The organism is Mycobacterium kyogaense (assembly GCF_003254575.1).
GTDB classification, from domain to species: Bacteria; Actinomycetota; Actinomycetes; order Mycobacteriales; family Mycobacteriaceae; genus Mycobacterium; species Mycobacterium kyogaense.
This window is the reverse complement of record NZ_QJUA01000033.1, coordinates 46,726-62,974: the sequence shown is the minus strand read 5'-3', so window position 1 is coordinate 62,974 and position 16,249 is coordinate 46,726. Positions and strand designations below refer to the sequence as shown.

The 16,249-nt window shown below is 67.9% G+C and carries 20 protein-coding genes and 1 pseudogene; 6 read left to right on the top strand and 15 right to left on the bottom strand.

The genetic code is table 11. The features are described 5' to 3' along the window. The 6 genes and pseudogenes from DMB80_RS20405 to DMB80_RS28695 form a co-directional block, all read right to left on the bottom strand. A partial coding sequence (locus tag DMB80_RS20405) for a sodium:solute symporter family transporter (RefSeq protein ID WP_111511536.1) occupies positions 1-1,215 on the bottom strand: 1,215 nt, incomplete at its 3' end. Beyond that, positions 1,212-1,580, bottom strand: a complete 369-nt coding sequence (locus tag DMB80_RS20400; protein WP_111511535.1) for a DUF485 domain-containing protein — start codon at positions 1,578-1,580, stop codon at positions 1,212-1,214. The genes DMB80_RS20400 and DMB80_RS20405, both read right to left, overlap by 4 nt. After that, positions 1,573-2,358 carry a LytR/AlgR family response regulator transcription factor gene (locus DMB80_RS20395; protein WP_111511534.1) on the bottom strand — a complete coding sequence of 262 codons (786 nt, stop codon included), beginning with the start codon at positions 2,356-2,358 and terminating at the stop codon, positions 1,573-1,575. The genes DMB80_RS20400 and DMB80_RS20395 overlap by 8 nt, the downstream gene beginning before the upstream one ends. A gap of 13 nt (positions 2,359-2,371) precedes the next feature. After that, positions 2,372-3,588 (bottom strand): annotated as a pseudogene (locus DMB80_RS20390) (sensor histidine kinase). A gap of 80 nt (positions 3,589-3,668) precedes the next feature. Then, entirely contained in the window at positions 3,669-3,965 is a 297-nt protein-coding gene (locus tag DMB80_RS20385; protein ID WP_111511533.1) for a DUF732 domain-containing protein, read from the bottom strand. Positions 3,966-3,989: 24 nt separating this feature from the next. Next, on the bottom strand, positions 3,990-4,469 hold the full coding sequence (locus DMB80_RS28695) for a hypothetical protein (RefSeq protein WP_240431297.1): 480 nt from the start codon (positions 4,467-4,469) through the stop codon (positions 3,990-3,992). Here DMB80_RS28695 and DMB80_RS20375 point away from each other — a divergent pair. Further along, the gene (locus tag DMB80_RS20375) at positions 4,460-6,247 is read left to right on the top strand and encodes a thiamine pyrophosphate-requiring protein (RefSeq protein ID WP_111511531.1); all 1,788 of its coding nucleotides are present in this window, start codon (positions 4,460-4,462) and stop codon (positions 6,245-6,247) included. The genes DMB80_RS28695 and DMB80_RS20375 overlap by 10 nt on opposite strands. Here DMB80_RS20375 and DMB80_RS20370 read toward each other — a convergent pair. Then, positions 6,244-6,453 carry a DUF2795 domain-containing protein gene (locus DMB80_RS20370; RefSeq protein ID WP_111511530.1) on the bottom strand — a complete coding sequence of 70 codons (210 nt, stop codon included), beginning with the start codon at positions 6,451-6,453 and terminating at the stop codon, positions 6,244-6,246. The genes DMB80_RS20375 and DMB80_RS20370 overlap by 4 nt on opposite strands. Positions 6,454-6,531: 78 nt before the next feature. On the opposite strand from DMB80_RS20370, the gene DMB80_RS20365 reads away from it, so the two are divergent. Beyond that, positions 6,532-7,119 carry an HhH-GPD-type base excision DNA repair protein gene (locus tag DMB80_RS20365; RefSeq protein ID WP_111511529.1) on the top strand — a complete coding sequence of 196 codons (588 nt, stop codon included), beginning with the start codon at positions 6,532-6,534 and terminating at the stop codon, positions 7,117-7,119. Between the two features lie 43 nt (positions 7,120-7,162). On the opposite strand, the gene DMB80_RS20360 is transcribed toward DMB80_RS20365, so the two are convergent. Then, positions 7,163-7,546 (bottom strand): recombinase family protein, encoded by a 384-nt coding sequence (locus tag DMB80_RS20360; protein ID WP_111511528.1) that lies wholly within the window; start codon positions 7,544-7,546, stop codon positions 7,163-7,165. 103 nt (positions 7,547-7,649) lie between these two features. Here DMB80_RS20360 and DMB80_RS20355 point away from each other — a divergent pair, with 103 nt between their 5' ends. Next, positions 7,650-7,796: a DUF1059 domain-containing protein gene (locus DMB80_RS20355; RefSeq protein WP_073685206.1), complete on the top strand. Its 147-nt coding sequence runs from the start codon at positions 7,650-7,652 to the stop codon at positions 7,794-7,796. Between the two features lie 82 nt (positions 7,797-7,878). Here DMB80_RS20355 and DMB80_RS20350 read toward each other — a convergent pair whose 3' ends face one another. Together DMB80_RS20350 and DMB80_RS20345 are read right to left on the bottom strand one after the other, a co-directional pair. Further along, positions 7,879-8,829 (bottom strand): Rv1157c family protein, encoded by a 951-nt coding sequence (locus DMB80_RS20350; RefSeq protein WP_111511527.1) that lies wholly within the window; start codon positions 8,827-8,829, stop codon positions 7,879-7,881. A 42-nt stretch (positions 8,830-8,871) separates the two neighbouring features. Beyond that, the gene (locus DMB80_RS20345; RefSeq protein WP_111511526.1) at positions 8,872-9,480 is read right to left on the bottom strand and encodes a hypothetical protein; all 609 of its coding nucleotides are present in this window, start codon (positions 9,478-9,480) and stop codon (positions 8,872-8,874) included. Positions 9,481-9,628: 148 nt separating this feature from the next. Between DMB80_RS20345 and DMB80_RS20340 the strand changes: the two genes are divergently transcribed. After that, entirely contained in the window at positions 9,629-10,861 is a 1,233-nt protein-coding gene (locus tag DMB80_RS20340) for a mannosyltransferase (RefSeq protein ID WP_240431301.1), read from the top strand. Here the strand turns inward: DMB80_RS20340 and DMB80_RS20335 are convergent. Continuing rightward, positions 10,809-11,090 carry a 4a-hydroxytetrahydrobiopterin dehydratase gene (locus DMB80_RS20335; protein WP_111511524.1) on the bottom strand — a complete coding sequence of 94 codons (282 nt, stop codon included), beginning with the start codon at positions 11,088-11,090 and terminating at the stop codon, positions 10,809-10,811. The two genes, DMB80_RS20340 and DMB80_RS20335, sit on opposite strands and share 53 nt — an antisense overlap. Before the next feature lie 38 nt (positions 11,091-11,128). On the opposite strand from DMB80_RS20335, the gene DMB80_RS20330 reads away from it, so the two are divergent. Further along, the gene (locus DMB80_RS20330; RefSeq protein ID WP_111511539.1) at positions 11,129-11,518 is read left to right on the top strand and encodes a (deoxy)nucleoside triphosphate pyrophosphohydrolase; all 390 of its coding nucleotides are present in this window, start codon (positions 11,129-11,131) and stop codon (positions 11,516-11,518) included. A 150-nt stretch (positions 11,519-11,668) separates the two neighbouring features. After that, a complete protein-coding gene (locus DMB80_RS20325; RefSeq protein WP_111511523.1) occupies positions 11,669-12,286 on the top strand; it encodes a TetR/AcrR family transcriptional regulator in 618 nt (205 codons plus the stop codon). Between the two features lie 95 nt (positions 12,287-12,381). Here the strand turns inward: DMB80_RS20325 and DMB80_RS20320 are convergent, their stop codons facing one another. The 4 genes from DMB80_RS20320 to DMB80_RS20305 form a co-directional block, all read right to left on the bottom strand. Beyond that, positions 12,382-13,749: an NAD(P)/FAD-dependent oxidoreductase gene (locus DMB80_RS20320; protein ID WP_240431296.1), complete on the bottom strand. Its 1,368-nt coding sequence runs from the start codon at positions 13,747-13,749 to the stop codon at positions 12,382-12,384. Positions 13,750-13,892: 143 nt separating this feature from the next. Beyond that, complete coding sequence (locus DMB80_RS20315; protein ID WP_111511521.1) at positions 13,893-14,891, bottom strand: LLM class flavin-dependent oxidoreductase; 999 nt, start codon at positions 14,889-14,891, stop codon at positions 13,893-13,895. Further along, the gene (locus tag DMB80_RS20310) at positions 14,881-15,918 is read right to left on the bottom strand and encodes an LLM class flavin-dependent oxidoreductase (protein ID WP_162938642.1); all 1,038 of its coding nucleotides are present in this window, start codon (positions 15,916-15,918) and stop codon (positions 14,881-14,883) included. Before DMB80_RS20310 ends, DMB80_RS20315 begins: the two co-directional genes overlap by 11 nt. Further along, positions 15,915-16,241 (bottom strand): TIGR04076 family protein, encoded by a 327-nt coding sequence (locus DMB80_RS20305; protein ID WP_111511538.1) that lies wholly within the window; start codon positions 16,239-16,241, stop codon positions 15,915-15,917. Before DMB80_RS20305 ends, DMB80_RS20310 begins: the two co-directional genes overlap by 4 nt. Between the last annotated feature and the right edge of the window lie 8 nt (positions 16,242-16,249).

Below are 16,249 nucleotides of genomic sequence, written 5' to 3'. Positions count from 1 at the left end.
GGCGACGCCCCCCGCGCCCCCCGCCCCCCCCACCAGCTCCCCCGCCGCCCCCCCGACCGCCGACCCCGGCGCCAGCAGCACCGCCGCATCCGCGGTCCCGGTGATCAGCAGTTGCGGCACGTAGAGCCGGGAGAACACGCCCAACAGCGTCGGGAACAGATAGAACAGCGCCAGCAGCGCGATGACCGCCAGCGCCGTGCGCCGCGCCGCCCTGCCGTCGGGATTGGTGTAGAAGCGCACCAGCACATGCGGCAATCCCATGGTGCCCAGGAACGTCGCCACCATGATCGAGACCACCTGGTACATCGGGTGGGCGCCGCCCAGGCCACCTCCCGAGGCGATCCAGTCGGCCCCGGCGGCGGGAGTGCCGGCGAGCACCGGGGTGGCGGCGCCGGAGGCGAGCCGCAGCGTGCTGCCCGCGCCGAGGGTGTGCCGGCCCGCGGCACCGACGGGTGCGTCGGCCACCGGCTGTCCGTCGAGCGTGCCGCTGACGGTGACGCCCTCGGGTGCGACCACCTGGACCACCACGTCGGTCTCGATCGCCACCGTGGTGTCCTGCGCGACGGTCGGGGGCAACGGGCCGCCGAGCTCGCCGCCCCGGTCGCCGAGGAACAGCCCGGCCAGCGCGAGCGCGGGAATCGCCACCGCGGTCAGCTTCAGCCAGTACTGGAACGCCTGCACGAACGTGATCGAGCGCATGCCGCCGGCCACCACGTTGGTCAGCACGATTGCGCCGACAGCCAACGGCCCCAACCACACCGGCGTGCCGAGCAGTGTGCTCAGCGTCAGCCCTGCGCCCTGGTACTGCGGTACCAGATAGAAGATGCAGATGACCACCACGACGAGCATCGCGACCTTGCGCAACCGCTGCGAGCCGAGCCGGAACTCGGCGAAGTCGGGGACGGTGTAGGCCCCTGAACGACGCAGCGGCGCGGCGACGAACAGCAGCAGCCCGAGGTAGCCGGCTGTGAAACCGACCGGATACCACAGCGCGTCCGCGCCGTACTTGGCGATCAACCCGGCGACGCCGAGAAACGAAGCAGCCGAGAGATATTCGCCCGAGATCGCGGCGGCATTCCATCGCGACCCGACCGTGCGAGACGCGACGAGGAAGTCGGACGTGGTGCGGGAGAAGCGAACTCCGTACGCGCCGATCGCGATCGTGGCACCGGCCGCGGCCAGCAGCGCGGCGGCGGTCAACGGTGAACCGGTCACGGTTCGGCGTCCACCACGCCGATGAAGTCCCGCTCGCCCTGTTCGGCGAGCCGCACATAGGCCCAGCCAATGCCGTACAGCAGCGGATACACCAGCCCCGCCAGCACCAGCCAGTTCAGCCGAAGCCCGAACACCGTCACCGCGCCCAGGCCCGGGAACAGCGCGCTCAGCACCGGGATTGCGCCGACGAGGCACACCACCACCGCTCCGAGTCGCAGCGCCAGCCCGAGCTGCGCGCGCACCAGTCCACGCACCAGCGCGTCGCCCACCTGGGTCTGCTCCTGCACCTCGACGCGGGTGCGCACCATGCGGGCGCCGCGGCGGTGGGCGAGCACCACCCGTTGCCGCTGGGGGCGGTCACTCATCGCTGCCCCCACCGGGGCGCAGGCTGCGCATCGGGGTGCGCACCACCCGGTCACGCAGTTCGCGCGCCTGACGCCGGCTGACGGGCAGTTCCACCGCCGGTGACGCGCCGTTCTCGCGCAGCCGCACCAGGACCGCACCGTCGGCGGTGCGCAAGCCCGTCACGAACGGCAGCGCGACCAGATAGGACCGGTGCACCCGTTGGAAACCGTGCTCGCCCCAACGGTTCTCGAGTGTGCTCAGCGGGATGCGGACAAGATGTGCCCCGGAGGCCGAATGCAGGCGGGCGTAGTCGCCCTCGGCCTCCACCCAGCTGATGGTGTCGCGGGGGATGAGGTGGGTGACGCCGGCGAGTTCGGCGGGGACCACGTCCGAGTCGACGTCGTCGCGTTCAGTGGGAGCGTCGGCCGGCCGGGAGGTGACGACGCGGCGGATCGCTTCGTCGAGACGGTCCTCGCGGATCGGCTTGAGAAGATAGTCGACCGCGCCGAGGTCGAACGCGGCGACGGCCTTGTCCTCGTGGGCAGTGACGAACACGATGGCCGGCCGCTGCGCGTAATGCGCGAGGACGCCGGCCAGTTCGATGCCCGACAGGCCGGGCATGTTGATGTCCAGGAACACCGCGTCGATGCGACGGTGATTGAGTTCCCGTAACGCCGAGGTCGCGTCGCCGGCACGGATGACCTCGCCGATGTCGGCGTGGCGGCTCAGCAGGAAGGCGACCTCGTCGAGAGCGGGGACCTCGTCGTCGACCGCGAGGACGGTGAGTGATCTGCTCACTGCCTACACACGCCTACCCATTTTGGCCCATCCCGTACGTCCCTCCGTCGGCCCGCACGCCGGTTCGGAACTTGGGTACCCGCATGATCACCTTGGTGCCGGCGCCGATCGCTGTCTCGACCACCAGACCGTAATCGTTGCCGAAGGCCGCGCGCAGTCGATGGTCGACATTGGTCAACCCGACGTGCGCCGAGGCGCCGTCGGGGTCGCCGGCCGACAGCGCGTCGCCCGGCCCGGCCCGCAGCGCCTCGGGATCCATGCCCACACCGTCGTCCTCGACCGAGATGATGCAGTCGGACCCCTCGTCGCGCGCGATCAACTCGATGGAACCGCTGCCCCGACCCGCGAAGCCGTGCCGAACGGCGTTCTCCACCAACGGTTGTAGCGCGAGGAAGGGCACCGTCACGGTGAGCACCTCAGGCGCCACCTGCAGCGTCACCCGCAGCGCGTCACCGAAGCGGGCCCGCTCCAACGTCAGGTAGCGGTCGATGTTGCGCAGTTCCTCGGCCAGGGTGGTGAACTGCCCGGCCGCGCGGAAGGAGTAGCGGGTGAAGTCGGCGAACTCGAGGACGAGCTCGCGGGCGCGATCGGGATCGGTGCGCACGAACGAGGCGATGGTATTGAGCGAGTTGTAGAGGAAGTGCGGGCTGATCTGGGCACGCAACGCCAGTACCTCGGCGCGGTCGAGACGGGCGCGCGAGGCGTCGAGTTCGGCGAGCTCGATCTGACTCGCGGCATAGCGGGCCACCTCACCGACGGCGCCCAGCAGACCCGGACCGGGGGAGCGCGTCGTCACGACCACCAGGACACCGAGCACGTCGCCGGCGTCGGCCAGCAGCGGTTGAGCGACGACCCCGACGTCGGGGCATGCCCCATCACGCGGCGCTGACCCTGAAGGGATTCTCGTGCCGCCGTGGCGCAGGTGTCGCGCACGTCGGCGTCCCACGCATCGTCGGGATCACAGGCCAGCTGCTTGCCGGTGCCGTCGAATAGGGCGAGCCGGTCGGTGCCGGTGAGCTCCCGCAGGAACGGTGCGGCCTCCCGCGCGGAGTCCGGCGTCAGGCCCTGCCGCAGCGCGCGGGCCGCGAGCGAGGCGGTGTGCAGCGCGGCGTGCACGGCTCGCTCCGTCGGCGTCGCGACCACCCGTCGGGTCCGTAGCGCCAGCACGACCGCCGCCACCGCGATGACGATGAGCGCGGCGGTCAGGGCGATCGCGAGCTGGCCGGACATGGGTTCACGCTCCTCGCCGGATGTTCAGTTGTCGATGGTAAGCCGGGGCGTCTGGAGGGCCGGCTACCGCGCGGGGCGCGTCACTGAACGGGGCACGCGTATTTGCGGGCGACGTCGAAGACCCGCTCCTGCGCACCCGGGCCGATTACCCCCTGGGCGGCGAGTTCGAGCCCGATGTATCCGGGGATGCCACCGATGCACGCCTGATGCGCGACGCGCCACGCGGTATCGGGGTTGAGGTTGTAGCCGTTGCGCTGCAGACCTTGCAGATAGGCGTCGAAAGCCGGCGTGCCCTGATCCGGGATCGCCTGCGCGGTACCCGCGAGCGAGAGTGCGGTGACTGTTGCAGCGACGAACGCGATGACGATGCGCCTCATGAACTTCTCCTCGTCGTGGTCACGTCAGGGACAGGTCTCGATGTCTTTCTTGACCACACCGAAATTGATCTCGGTCGTCGTGGTGAAAGACGAACCGGGAGGTGGCGTCGATGTGCAGACCACCCACGCGCGATCCAGAATCTGAGCGCGTCCCTGACCCGTCAGGTCCGTAGAGCCGGAGAACCACACCTTCCCGTCGGAGACGGACTGGATCTCATCCTGTGCTCCCTGCAGGTCCTTGCCGATGAGGTTCGGCATCGTCCACGACTGTGCCGACGCCGGCCCCGCACCCGCAATGCCGGCGCCGACGGCAAAGCCAATTGCAGCCACCACCGCAACAACTCTTTTCATGCTGAAATCCCCCTGGTAGCAAAAACGCAGGATATGTGACTGCGTCTCCGCCTCGCAGGAAAACGAACACTGAACTGTTCGGCAGAGGCTGCGAAAGCGGATGGCCGGCGGTTGGGGCGATGTCTGTCGGGTAGCCGGGCCGGATGAGCTCACTCGTCGCTGACGGAATTGTCGACCGCCTCCGCGAATGGGGCGTCGAGCGCGTCTTCGGTTACGCGGGTGACGGCATCGACCCCATCCTCGCGGCCTTGCATCGGGCCGACGGCACACCTGAGTTCGTCTCGGCTCGCCACGAGGAGATGGCCGCGTTCATGGCCTGCGGCCACGCCAAGTACACCGGCGAAGTCGGCGTGTGCCTGGCCACCCAGGGCCCTGGCGCTATCCACCTGCTCGCCGGGCTCTACGACGCCAAACTCGATCGCCGGCCCGTCGTCGCCATCGTCGGCCAGGTGGTCTCCACCGCTCTCGGTAGCGGTTATCTCCAAGAGGTGGACCTGCACCCGCTCTTCAAAGACGTGTGCGGCCAATTCGTCCAAACGATCCTCAGCCCCGAGCAACTGCAGATGGCTCTGGACAACGCGATGCGGACCGCCATCGCGACGTCGACACCGACCTGCCTCATCGTCCCCCACGATGTCCAGAAAGAGGCTATGCCACAGCAACTTCCGCATAGTCACGGCATCGTCCCGTCGTCGGCCGTGATCGACTACCGCCGTATCGTTCCCGCGCCCGATCGTGTGAAGGAAGCCGCGCAGGTGCTCAATGCCGGCCGCCGAGTCGCCTTGCTGGTCGGCCGCGGCGCAGCCGGCAGCGCTGAGGAGATCACCCAGATCGCGACGACTCTCGGTGCTGGTGTCACTGCGTCACTGCTCGGCAAACCCGTTCTCGACGAGAACGCACCGTGGCACACCGGCGTCATGGGCCATCTCGGCACCACTGCCAGCGCCGATTTGATGGCGAATTGCGACACGCTGCTGATCGTCGGCTGCAACGATCCATGGACGGAGTTCTACCCGCCTCCCGGGCAGGTCCGCGCCGTTCAGATCGACACCGATCCCAGGGTTCTGGGCGCAAAATTTCCCGTCGACGTCGGCATCGTCGGTGACGCCGCGACCACGCTGAGCCAGTTGCTGCCGCTGCTCGACGGCGATGGCGACGTCGGCTGGTCGGACACCGTCGCGGCCTACGTCGAGCGGTGGAAGGCCGTCGCCGCGCGCAACGTCGACGACACGGGTGACCACGCGAACCCGGAATCCGTGGTGGCGGCGCTCAACGAGCACCTACCGGCCGACGCGCGCCTTGCCGTAGACGTCGGGTCGTCGACCTATTGGTATGCCAAACACGTGCGCCTGCCCCGGGGCGTGCCTGCGCACGTGTCGGGTTATCTCGCTTCGATGGGGTGCGCCATGCCCTACGGCATCGCTGCCAAACTCGACGCACCTGATCGTCCGGTCGTCGCGCTCATCGGTGATGGCGCGATGCAGATGAACGGGCTGCTCGAATTGATCACCGTCGCGCACCGCTGGCGGGGGTGGACTGACCCGCGGTTCGTCGTCCTCGTGCTGCACAACCGCGACCTCGCCGAGGTCAGCTGGGAGCAACGCGAGATGGAAGGCGACCCGCGCTATCCCGCGTCCCAGCAGGTCCCCGACTTCCCTTACGCCCGGTACGCGGACATGCTCGGGGTGGCCGGCATTCGCATCGACAAGTCAGCTCAGGCCGCCGACGCCTGGCGCGCCGCATTCGCCGCCGACCGGCCCACCCTCATCGAGGCCGTCGTCGACGCCGACATCCCGCTGCTTCCGCCGAACATCCCCGACGACAAGGTCGACACAGTCCGGGACGCCGTCGCGCGGGAAGACGGCGGAGCGGCCGTGGCCGCACGAATCGACCGCCATGTGGCAGCCGAGCGCGCGACCCCGCCGGGCTAGTCGCTGCCGCCGAGTTCGTTCTCGGCGCCCAGTTCCTTCATCACTGCGCTGGGGCCGTCGAAGCTGTCTTTCTTCAGGTTGGCGAGGGTCTGCACCAGGTCGTCGTCGGCACCGTTGTTCTTCGCATGCTCGGCCAGCTGCTGCGGCGTCCCGGGATAGTCGAAACCCTTGAGATACTTCTGTACTTCCGTCACTTGATATGCCATGGCGCGCAACTACCCGACGATCGACGTCTCACACGTTCTGCGCTTCGTCCGTCGGGCCGGCCCGCCTAAGCTGCTGCCATGACCGTGACGTTGTGCCTCGCGCAGGACGCAGATGCCGATGCCCTTCTCGATGAGAACCCCCTCGCGCTGCTGGTCGGCATGCTGCTCGATCAGCAGATCCCGATGGAGGTGGCGTTCGCCGGGCCGAAGAAGATCGCCGATCGCATGGGCGGCTTCGACGCTGCGGCCATCGCCGACCACGACCCCGAGCTGTTCGCCGCGCTGTGTGCGCAAACCCCTGCGGTACACCGGTTTCCGGGGTCCATGGCCAAGCGGGTGCAGGCGCTCGCGCAGGTCGTCGTCGACGAGTACGGCGGCGACGTGACAGCGTTGTGGTCCGACGGCGCCGACGGCGCGACGGTGCTGCGCCGGCTCAAGGCACTGCCCGGCTTCGGTGAGCAGAAGGCCAAGATCTTCCTCGCCCTGCTCGGCAAGCAGTACGGGGTGACGCCGTCAGGCTGGCGTGCGGCGGCCGGTGACTACGGCAAGGCCGGTAGCCACATGTCGGTGGCCGATGTGAAGGATGCCGGCACGCTGCAGAAGGTGCGCTCCTACAAGAAGGAGATGAAGGCCAAGAGCAAGGAAGCGAAGGCGGCCAAGGCCTGATTCGGGCGCCGAGACTGCGGGGAGATCGCCGGATGGCCCCGCGTCACGATCTGTGCGCAGTCTCGCTGTCGAGGACGGCGAGTTCTGTGAGCACCTCGGCGACCGCGCGACCCGTAGCGCTCGCTGTGTCCAGGCCGTTGGCCAAGCAGCGCACCGTGATTGCGCGGCTGGTCAGGTCGGCCACGATCTGAGCCACTTCGGCTGCCGAGCGGCCCAGCCGGTCCAGGCTCACCACCACGACGACATCTCCGGGGCGGGCGTAGCTCTGCAGTGCCAGCAATCCGGGCCGTACCTTGTCGGCCGAGCCGGCTGCCCGATCGGTGAAGATGCGCCGCGAGTCGACCCCCGATGCGGCGAGCTCGGCGAGTTGCTCGGCGAGGTCTGCCGACGGCCGACCCGCCGTCGCGTACCCCAGCGTCACCGACACCTCTTCACGGTCTCACGGGTGCGCCGTTGCTGGTGAAGGGCACGCCGTCGGAGCGTGTCGGACTCAGCACCTCTTCGGTGTCCGCGTGTGCCATTGTGAAGTCATGAAGACTCACTTGAGCTGCCCGTGCGGCGAGGCGATTCAGGGCAAAGACGAGGACGATCTGGTCGAGAAGGCCAAGGAGCATCTGTCCGAGGTGCACCCCGGCCGTGACTACGATCGCGACGCCATTCTGTTCATGGCCTACTGACCACACAACGAAGGTGCATCGTCGGTAGTCGCGGCGTCGTTGCCGCTACCGAGGATGCATCTTCGCGGTTGGGGGAGCCAGGTCAGGGGACGACGGTCGAGCCGATCGTCGGCATGAACTGGCACTGCTTTTCGGTCGTGGTGACCTGGCCGAAGATCGTCGACATGATGCTGCCCGAGCCGGTGTCGGCGATGGCCGTCAGCGTCGTCGGGCCCTGGGGGTTCATGTCCGGCCGGGGCTTGAGCGTGACGCTGCCCGACTTACCCGTGGTGAGGTTCACCCACGTGGCGTTCAGCGGCAGTTTCTGCTCGGCGGCAGGCCCGGGTGTGCCGACCGCGGTGAACACATAGGCCGTCTGGCCCGGTCCGGGGCCGGGGAGCGGGATCGCTGCCGGGCCCGCCACCGAGATGGCCGTCGCCAACACGTTGCCGCCGTCGGCGAGGCAGCCGTTGCTGATCGACGGATACAGGAAGTCCTGTGTCACCGGGGTGTTCGGGCCGAACGCGCCGCCACCCGGAGTCGTCGCGGCGACGGGCTGTGCGGCTGGGTCTGGAGCCGGCGCGGGCGCGGCGTCCGGAGCGGGCCCGGGCAGCGCCGCCTGCGGCGTCACCATGTGGGCCACCTCTGGCGCGGCGTCGGGAGCCGGCCCCACGGCGAACTCCGGGTTGACGCCTGCCGGAAGGTGGGCCTCGGTGCCGGGTACCGCCCCCGTCGCCGGAACGTGAGCGACGGGCTGCACGAACTGGTTGACCGCCGAGGCGACATCCTTCGACGGTGCCGGTGCCGCGGCGTCACCGGCGAACACAGCGGCAGCGGCCATCAACATCGACGCCGCATTCGACGGGTCCGCGGCGGCCTGCTGAATCACCGGCCCGAGGCTCTGCACCGCGGGCAGGCCCGGTGCGGTGAGCCCGTCGATCGGCAGCGGCGCCACCGGGTCGGCGTGAGCGACGCCGGTCACGCCGACCGCCAGCAACGCGGTCGATGAACTCACCGCCAGAGCGGTGGTGAGCATCGTCCTGATCGTTGACATGGTTCCCCTCGTGTCGGATGGGCGGTTATCGGGTTATCGGTGTCAGGGCAGCGCTGAGAGCAGCGGTGCCGCGACGGGAGCCGCCGGTGCAGCGGGCGCTGCCGGTGTCGCGGCGGCGCCGCCGGTGGGCAGCAAGCTGGCCAGCGGGGATCCGCCCGGCAGCAGCGAGGCCAGGCTGCCGGGCGCGCCGAGGACGTCGGTCAGACCCGACAGCGGCGAGGCGGCGGCCGGCGTGTTGACCGGCGGGACGGTGGTGGTGTTGCCGGCCGGCACGGTGCCGGGGGTCGCGGTCACCGTCGGCATGGCTGCAGGCAGCGTCTCCGGCAGCGCGGCGACGGCACCGGGCAGGGCGTTGACGCTCGGCGGCAGCGTCAGCGACGCGGTGGCGCCGGGGGCGGGGGCCAGCGGTGCGGTGGCGGCGGCCGGCGCGGTGCCCATCAGGTTGGTGAAACCCTGCATGAGCTGCGTCGCCGCAGCGGGGTTGGCGGCGATTTGCTGCAGGAACGACAGTCCGGGCACGGCCGGAGCCGGCGCCGGAGCGGGGGCAGGAGCCGGTTGGGCAGAGGCTCCCGCGCTGAGGGTGACAGCAGCCGTCACTGCTCCTGCCGCGGCAATCATCGTGGTGGCGAACAGTTTCCGGGTGCGGTTCATCAGGTCTCCCAATCGGTGTAGTGGCACGCCTGAACCCGAAGCTAGCCTGTTACTAGAGTTACTCAAGTGACATGAGTGGCATTTATTCAACCGTTACGGACGTGAAGGCAGACGGTGACCGAGCGGCCTCATCGATAGAGTCGCTGCCATAGACACCATCGAGGCGGCCACGCGCTCACGGTGGGCAGCCCGGCTGTCCGCCGCGGCACCCGTGCTGCTGATCCTGAGCATCGGCGCCCGGCTGGCGTGGACTTATGTGCTGCCCAACGGTGCGAACTTCGTCGACCTGCACGTCTACGTCGGCGGGGCGGCCGCCATCGACCGGCCCGGCACCCTCTACGACTACGTCTACGCGGATCAGACGCCGGACTTCCCGCTGCCGTTCACCTATCCGCCGTTCGCGGCCGTGGTGTTCTATCCGCTGCACCTGCTGCCCTTCGGCCTGGTGGCGTTCCTCTGGTCGATCGGGATCATGGCCGCGCTCTACGGTGTCGTCCGGGTCAGCCAAGGACTGCTGACCGATCCGGGCGCGGCCGACGACCGGCGTGTCGCCATGCTGTGGACCGCGGTCGGCATCTGGACCGAGCCGCTGCGCAGCACTTTCGACTACGGGCAGGTCAATGTCGTTCTGGTGCTGGCCATCCTGCTCGCGGTGCGCAGCACACGCTGGTGGCTCTCGGGGCTGCTGGTCGGCCTCGCGGCGGGGATCAAGCTGACCCCGGCGGTCTCGGGCCTGTACTTCGCCGGTGCGCGCCGTTGGGCGACGGCGCTGTTCTCCGCGGTGGTGTTCTTCGCGACGATCGGCGTGTCGATGCTCGTGATCGGGCAGCCGGCCCGGTTCTACTTCACCGACCTGCTGGGCGACGCCCGGCGCGTCGGCCCGATCGGCACATCGTTCAACCAGTCCTGGCGGGGTGGCATCTCCCGCATCCTGGGCCATGACGCCGGCTACGGTCCCGTCGTGCTGGCGGGCATCGCGGTGACGGCCGTGCTGGCCGTGCTGGCCTGGCGAGCGATCGGCGGTGCCGACGATCGGCTCGGCGCGACCGTGATCGTGTCGCTGTTCGGGCTGCTGCTGTCGCCGATCTCGTGGACGCACCACTGGGTGTGGCTGATCCCGCTGATGATCTGGCTGCTGCACGGGCCGCTGCGCGCGCAGCGCGGTGCCCGGGTTCTCGGGTGGGGGTGGCTCGCGCTGACGCTGATCGGCGTGCCGTGGCTGCTGAGCTTCGCCCAGCCGACCATCTGGGAGATCTCACGGCCCTGGTACCTGGCGTGGGCGGGCCTGATCTACATCGTCGCGACGCTGGCCACGCTGGGCTGGATTGCTAGCCGAGGAGGCCGTCGATCTCGCGTGCCATCGCCACGTCCTTGTCCGTGATTCCGCCTTCGGAGTGCGTCATGAGAGCGAAAGTCACTGTACGCCATCGGATGTCGATGTCAGGATGATGGTCGGCAGCTTCTGCGCGCTCGGCCACCCGCCGGACGGCGTCGATCCCGTCGAGAAATGCGGGGAATTCCACGCTGCGGCGCAGGGCGCCGTCGGAGCGCTCCCAACCGTCGAGTTCGGGCAGGACAGCATCGACATCGTCGTCGGACAACACGGCCATGCCGTCGACGGTACGCCGGCCCCGATACCTTCATGACCATGCCCACGCTGGTTGTCGTCGCCGGAGCGCTGATCGAGCAGGGTCGGCTGCTCGTCGCGCAGCGAGACCGCCCGCCAGAGCTGGCCGGGTGTTGGGAGCTGCCCGGCGGGAAGGTGAACGCTGGCGAGACAGATGCCGGGGCGCTGCGGCGAGAGTTGGTGGAGGAGTTGGGCATCGAGGTATCGGTCGGTGCCCGCCTCGGGGCCGACGTCGCATTGAGCCAGACGATGTCCCTGCGGGCCTATCTGGTCACCCGCGCCGGCGGGACGCTGCACCCGCATGACCACCGTGCACTGCGCTGGGTCGGCGCCGACGACCTCGATGCCGTGACGTGGGTGCCCGCCGATCGCGCATGGCTGCCTGAGCTGATGACGCTGCTGCGCGGCTGAAGCGGCATCGTGCCCCTGCCTCCTCGTGCGGCGCAGGAAGCCGGCGGTTACGTCGCCGGACGCGCTCGAGTCGTCGTCGTACACACAGGGTGACTCAACGCGCGTAGGACCAAGCTATCGTGGACGAGGAATCTGAAAGGCGGGACGCCAATGCCGAGACTGGTCGATCACGCCGAACGGCGGCTCGCGATCGTCGGTGCAGCGTGGCGGCTGATCGCTGCGCGCGGTATCGACGCGACGAATATGCGTGACCTGGCACGCGAAGCCGGCTACACCAACGGAGCGTTGAGTCACTACTTCTCGGGCAAGAACGAGATCCTGCGCGCAGCATTCGAGCACGTGTTCAATCAGACGAACGCCAGGATCGAGCGGTCCGTCGGACACCGACGCGGTCTGGCCGCGCTACGTAGGCTGTGCCGGGAGGTCATGCCTCAAACGGAAGAGACCTTGCTCGAAGCGCGGATAGCCGTATCGCTATGGCAGCGGGCGCTCAACGATCCGTACTTGGCCTCGGTCAACGCACAGGCGCTGAATACGTGGCGGGCTCAACTGGTCACGTGTCTGCGGCAGGCGCGCGAGGACGGCGAGATCGGAGACATCGATGAAACGCTCTATGCGAATCTGCTGATGACATCGATGGTCGGGATGCAGGTGACGGGTGTGCTGGATGCGGAGTCGGCATCGGCGCAGGAGGCGATGATCGAGCAGATCATCGACGGTGCGCGTTCCGCGACGACGGCAGGGCGACGGAGAAACGCCACGCCGTAGAGTCCGAACTCGGACCTCGAGACGTTGACGGGTGGGCGTGTCAGCGAATTCAGTCGGGCCGGTGCTTCCCGCCGACCGGCTTGCCGAGTGAGCGGTCAACCCGCTGCGCGAAACTCGGCGATGAGTGAGCGGGCAGTTGTGATGCCCGACTCGATGGCGCCGTCGACCACCACGCCGTTCCAGCCGCTGGCGTAGTCTGCTCCGGCGAACTTCAGCCGAGTATCGGAATGCGTGAAAAGGTTCCAGCCGGAGAAGAATTGGCCGGACTTCAGGGTTGCCCAGGTCTGCCCGGACCACTTGTCGGCGACCCAGTCGTGGCCGCCACACTCAAGGACCTTCAGGTCCGCCTGCCACACGTCCACAGCTCTTTGCGCGGATTCGACGTCCTCGAGCTCGATCGCGGTGTGATCGGAGCCGAATCCGACCAAGATCGTTGCATTCTCGTCGTCGAGGAACTTTTCGCTGCGCATCAGGGAGATCGGATTGTTGCCCGGTGCGCCAGCGATGATCGACCGGCGGCCTTCGACCTTGATCCAGATCTTGAACCCTATGGAGTTGGAACCCTCACGCACGACCTGCTGCTGGTCGTCAGACAGCGCGGGCGAGAAGTCCAGGTTCTTCAGGGCTCCGATCGGCACGGTGACGATGGCGGCGTCGGCGCTGTGAATCGTGCCGTCGGCAAGTGTGACGCGCACGCCCGTCTCATCGTGGGTGACCCCGTCGACGGCAGTTCCGAGCTGAACTTCGCAGCGCAGGTCGGCGGCGATCGCCTCGTAGAGCCCGCGCATTCCGTTGGCAAGCTTGAAGCGCAATGTCTGCTCGTCCATGAGTGCGCTTCGGTGATCGCTCAACGCTGCCCAGTGCTTGGCCATCAGCGGCGAGGCGCTCGACGTCGGTCCCTGATAGGCCGCCGACCAGTACGAGTCGGCCAGGTCGATCTGTTCCTGGCTGAATTCTCCGTTGCGCAGACAGTCCAGGACACTTCCGGTGTCGGCCTTCAGGAAGCGTTCGCGTAGCTCGGCATCGGTCGAGTCGTCATCGAGAATGGCGAACGGTCGGTGCGGATAGGGGAAGAACTCGCGCGATCCCTCGAAGATCTTGTCCTGCAACGGTGTGAGAGCGGTGTCGAGATCGTGCTCGGTGCCAGCGAACACCTGGTCGCCACTCACCCAGAAAGCGTTGTCGATGTCGGGACTGGGGTAGATCTCCTGGCCGTAACGGGTGATCTCGGTCCACACGAACGGTTGCATCCAGTGCACCCAGGTGGCGCCCATCTCCAGCGGATGGCCGCCCAGCCGTTCGTGGGTCCAGGCTCGGCCGCCGATCCGTTCGCGAGCTTCGAAGACCGTCACGTCGACGCCGGCGGCTTCGAGTTCGCGGGCCGCGATCAAGCCGGAGAAGCCGGCACCGACCACGATGACGGATCGGCGCGTGGTGTGAGGGTGAGGTGAGGGATCGGGCACGGGAACCACCTGAGGTCGAAGCGCTGATTCTAATTTCTACGTTTGTAGAATCATCCGTGATGAATGCTACTGCGGCAACCGGTGGTGGGGCATGCAAAGAAACCCGTAGGCGCGCGACATCGCGGGCACTCTATCGGTGATGCTCATAGCGCCGCGCGCACCCGGCCGATGACTTCGTCGCACAACAGCTGGATGCCGGCAGCCGGGGTGAGCCCGAACGGAGTGTCGAACTCGACCCGTTGAGCGCCCGCGTCGAGGATCGCCGCGGCGTGATCGGCCACTTCGGCCGGCGTGCCGCTGAAGGCGAATCGGCTCAACACGGCGTCAGGGATGAGGCGGCCGGCGCCGACGTGATCCCCAGTGCTGCAGTGGTGGCGCACGCGAGACAGGAGTTCGGGGTCGAGATCCAGGGTTTGGTCAAAGCGTGCGACCACGTCGAAGTACGGAGCTACCGCGGCGCGGGCGGCGGCGCGCGCGGCGGCGCGATCGTGATCGACGACGGCGACGGCGACGGCGTTGAGGCAGATACCAGGCTGACTCGAATCACCGGCACCCGCCATGGCCGACAGCTTCGACACCATCGCGGGGTTGGCGCAGCCACCGGCTTGGAGCTCGTCGGCCAATGTTCCGGCCAGCTTCGCCAAACGCGGGCTCCATGAGCCGATGAGGAGAGGCACGTACCGGCGATACGGTTCGAAGAGCAGCCGGGTGCCGGCATCGAGCGCGAACACCTCACCGCGATAGCCTGATTCGTCACCGCCGAGCAGTGCGGTCACGATAGCGATGGTGTCTCTGATCGCCGGAATAGCTCTGGCCTGGGTGATGGACAACTGGTCCAACCAGGCGCCGCGGACCAGCCCGTAGAACGCACGCCCGCTGGAGAGCAGGTCGAGATAGGCGATTTGAACTGCGATCTCGACGGGATGCTGCGTCCACGGCGAGTACGCCGCTACCCCGAGGCGGACTCGCCGGGTCACGCTGGCCATGGTGTGCAACACCGCCGCGGGCGGTGTGAACATCAGGTCGCCGAACACCGTGATGGCGTCGAACCCCGCATCCTCTGCGTTGACGGCGATATCGCGGTACTGCGCGGGATGAAGCGATCCGGCGAGGCCGATGCCGATCTCCGAACTACGCGACATCGGATGTCTTGGACCGATAGCCGGCGTTGCGAAGGGCGGGAAGTACCCGGGTGCCCAGGAGTTCGACACCGCTGGCCGGGGTGAGGCCGAAGGGCGAGTCGAATTCGATGCGCGTGACACCCGCGTCGTAGACCGCGGCCGCGTGCGCCGCCACCTCGTCGGGTGTGCCGGCAAAGGTGAACTTGTCGAGGAGATCGTCCGGAATCAGCCTGCCCGCCGCTTCGTATTCGTGGGCACGCAGCAACACGGACATCCGCTCGAGTAACGCGGGATCGACGTCAAGGGTGCGGTCCAAGCCTGCGATGACTTGAAACGGCAGGGCCACCTCCGTGCGTGCGCGTGCCCGCGCAATGTCACCGTCCTCGTCGACTACGGTCACGGCGGTCAGCACGATGTCGACGGAGCCCGATGGCCGTCCTGCTGACTGTTCGCCGGCGGTGATGAACTCACGGATGACCGGTGCCATAGCGGGATTCGCGCAGCCGCCCACCTGGACCTGGTCGGCATGCGCCCCGGCGTACTCAGAAAGTCGCGGGCTCCACGTACCTACCATCAGTGGAATATGTTGACGCAGAATCGGATAGAACGGCATCGTGCCCGGGGCGACGCTGTACACGCGGCCGTCGTACCCGACGCCGGAACCGGACAACAGCATGCGCACGATGGCGACGGTGTCGGAGACGGCCGCCAGTGACTTCGAAGTGTCCAGGCCGAGCTGATCGAGCCACGCGCCGCGCACGATGCCCATGAACGCGCGACCGTTCGAGACATGATCCAGATACGCCAGCTGACCGGCGATTTCGACGGGGTGTAGTGTCCACGGCGTGTAGCAGCCGACTCCGAGCCGGATCTGGCTCGTCGCCTCGGCCATGGTCGCCAAGACCATGGCCGGAGGTTGCATCATCAGGTCGCCGAACACGGTGGCGACGTCGAAGCCGAGCTCCTCCAAGCGTGCCGCCAAAGCCGGGTACTCCGACGGTGGAAGGGTGCCACCGAAGCCGACACCGAACTCGATTTCCGTGCTCACGTCAGATCCGACGTCTTCAAGGTGACGGTCCCGATGCGACTGATCTTCATCAGCAGGCCCTCCTCGGGATCCGGACAGCAGGCGATGGAGTCTTGCTCCAGCCAGTCCCCGGCCGGCAACTTACGCATCTTCGCCGGGAGCAGTGGCAGCACCGACTGAATTGCCCAGTAGCAGAACGGCTGTCCAGCCGGGAGGCTCAACTGATCGCTGTTGCGCACCTCGAAGTAGTCGCCCACTTTCATGCCGCACACGGAGCGGCCCTTGATCTCGCACACCTCGACTCGCAGGTCGAACAGTGTCATCTCTTCCGGCATCTCGTTCATGTCCGAAT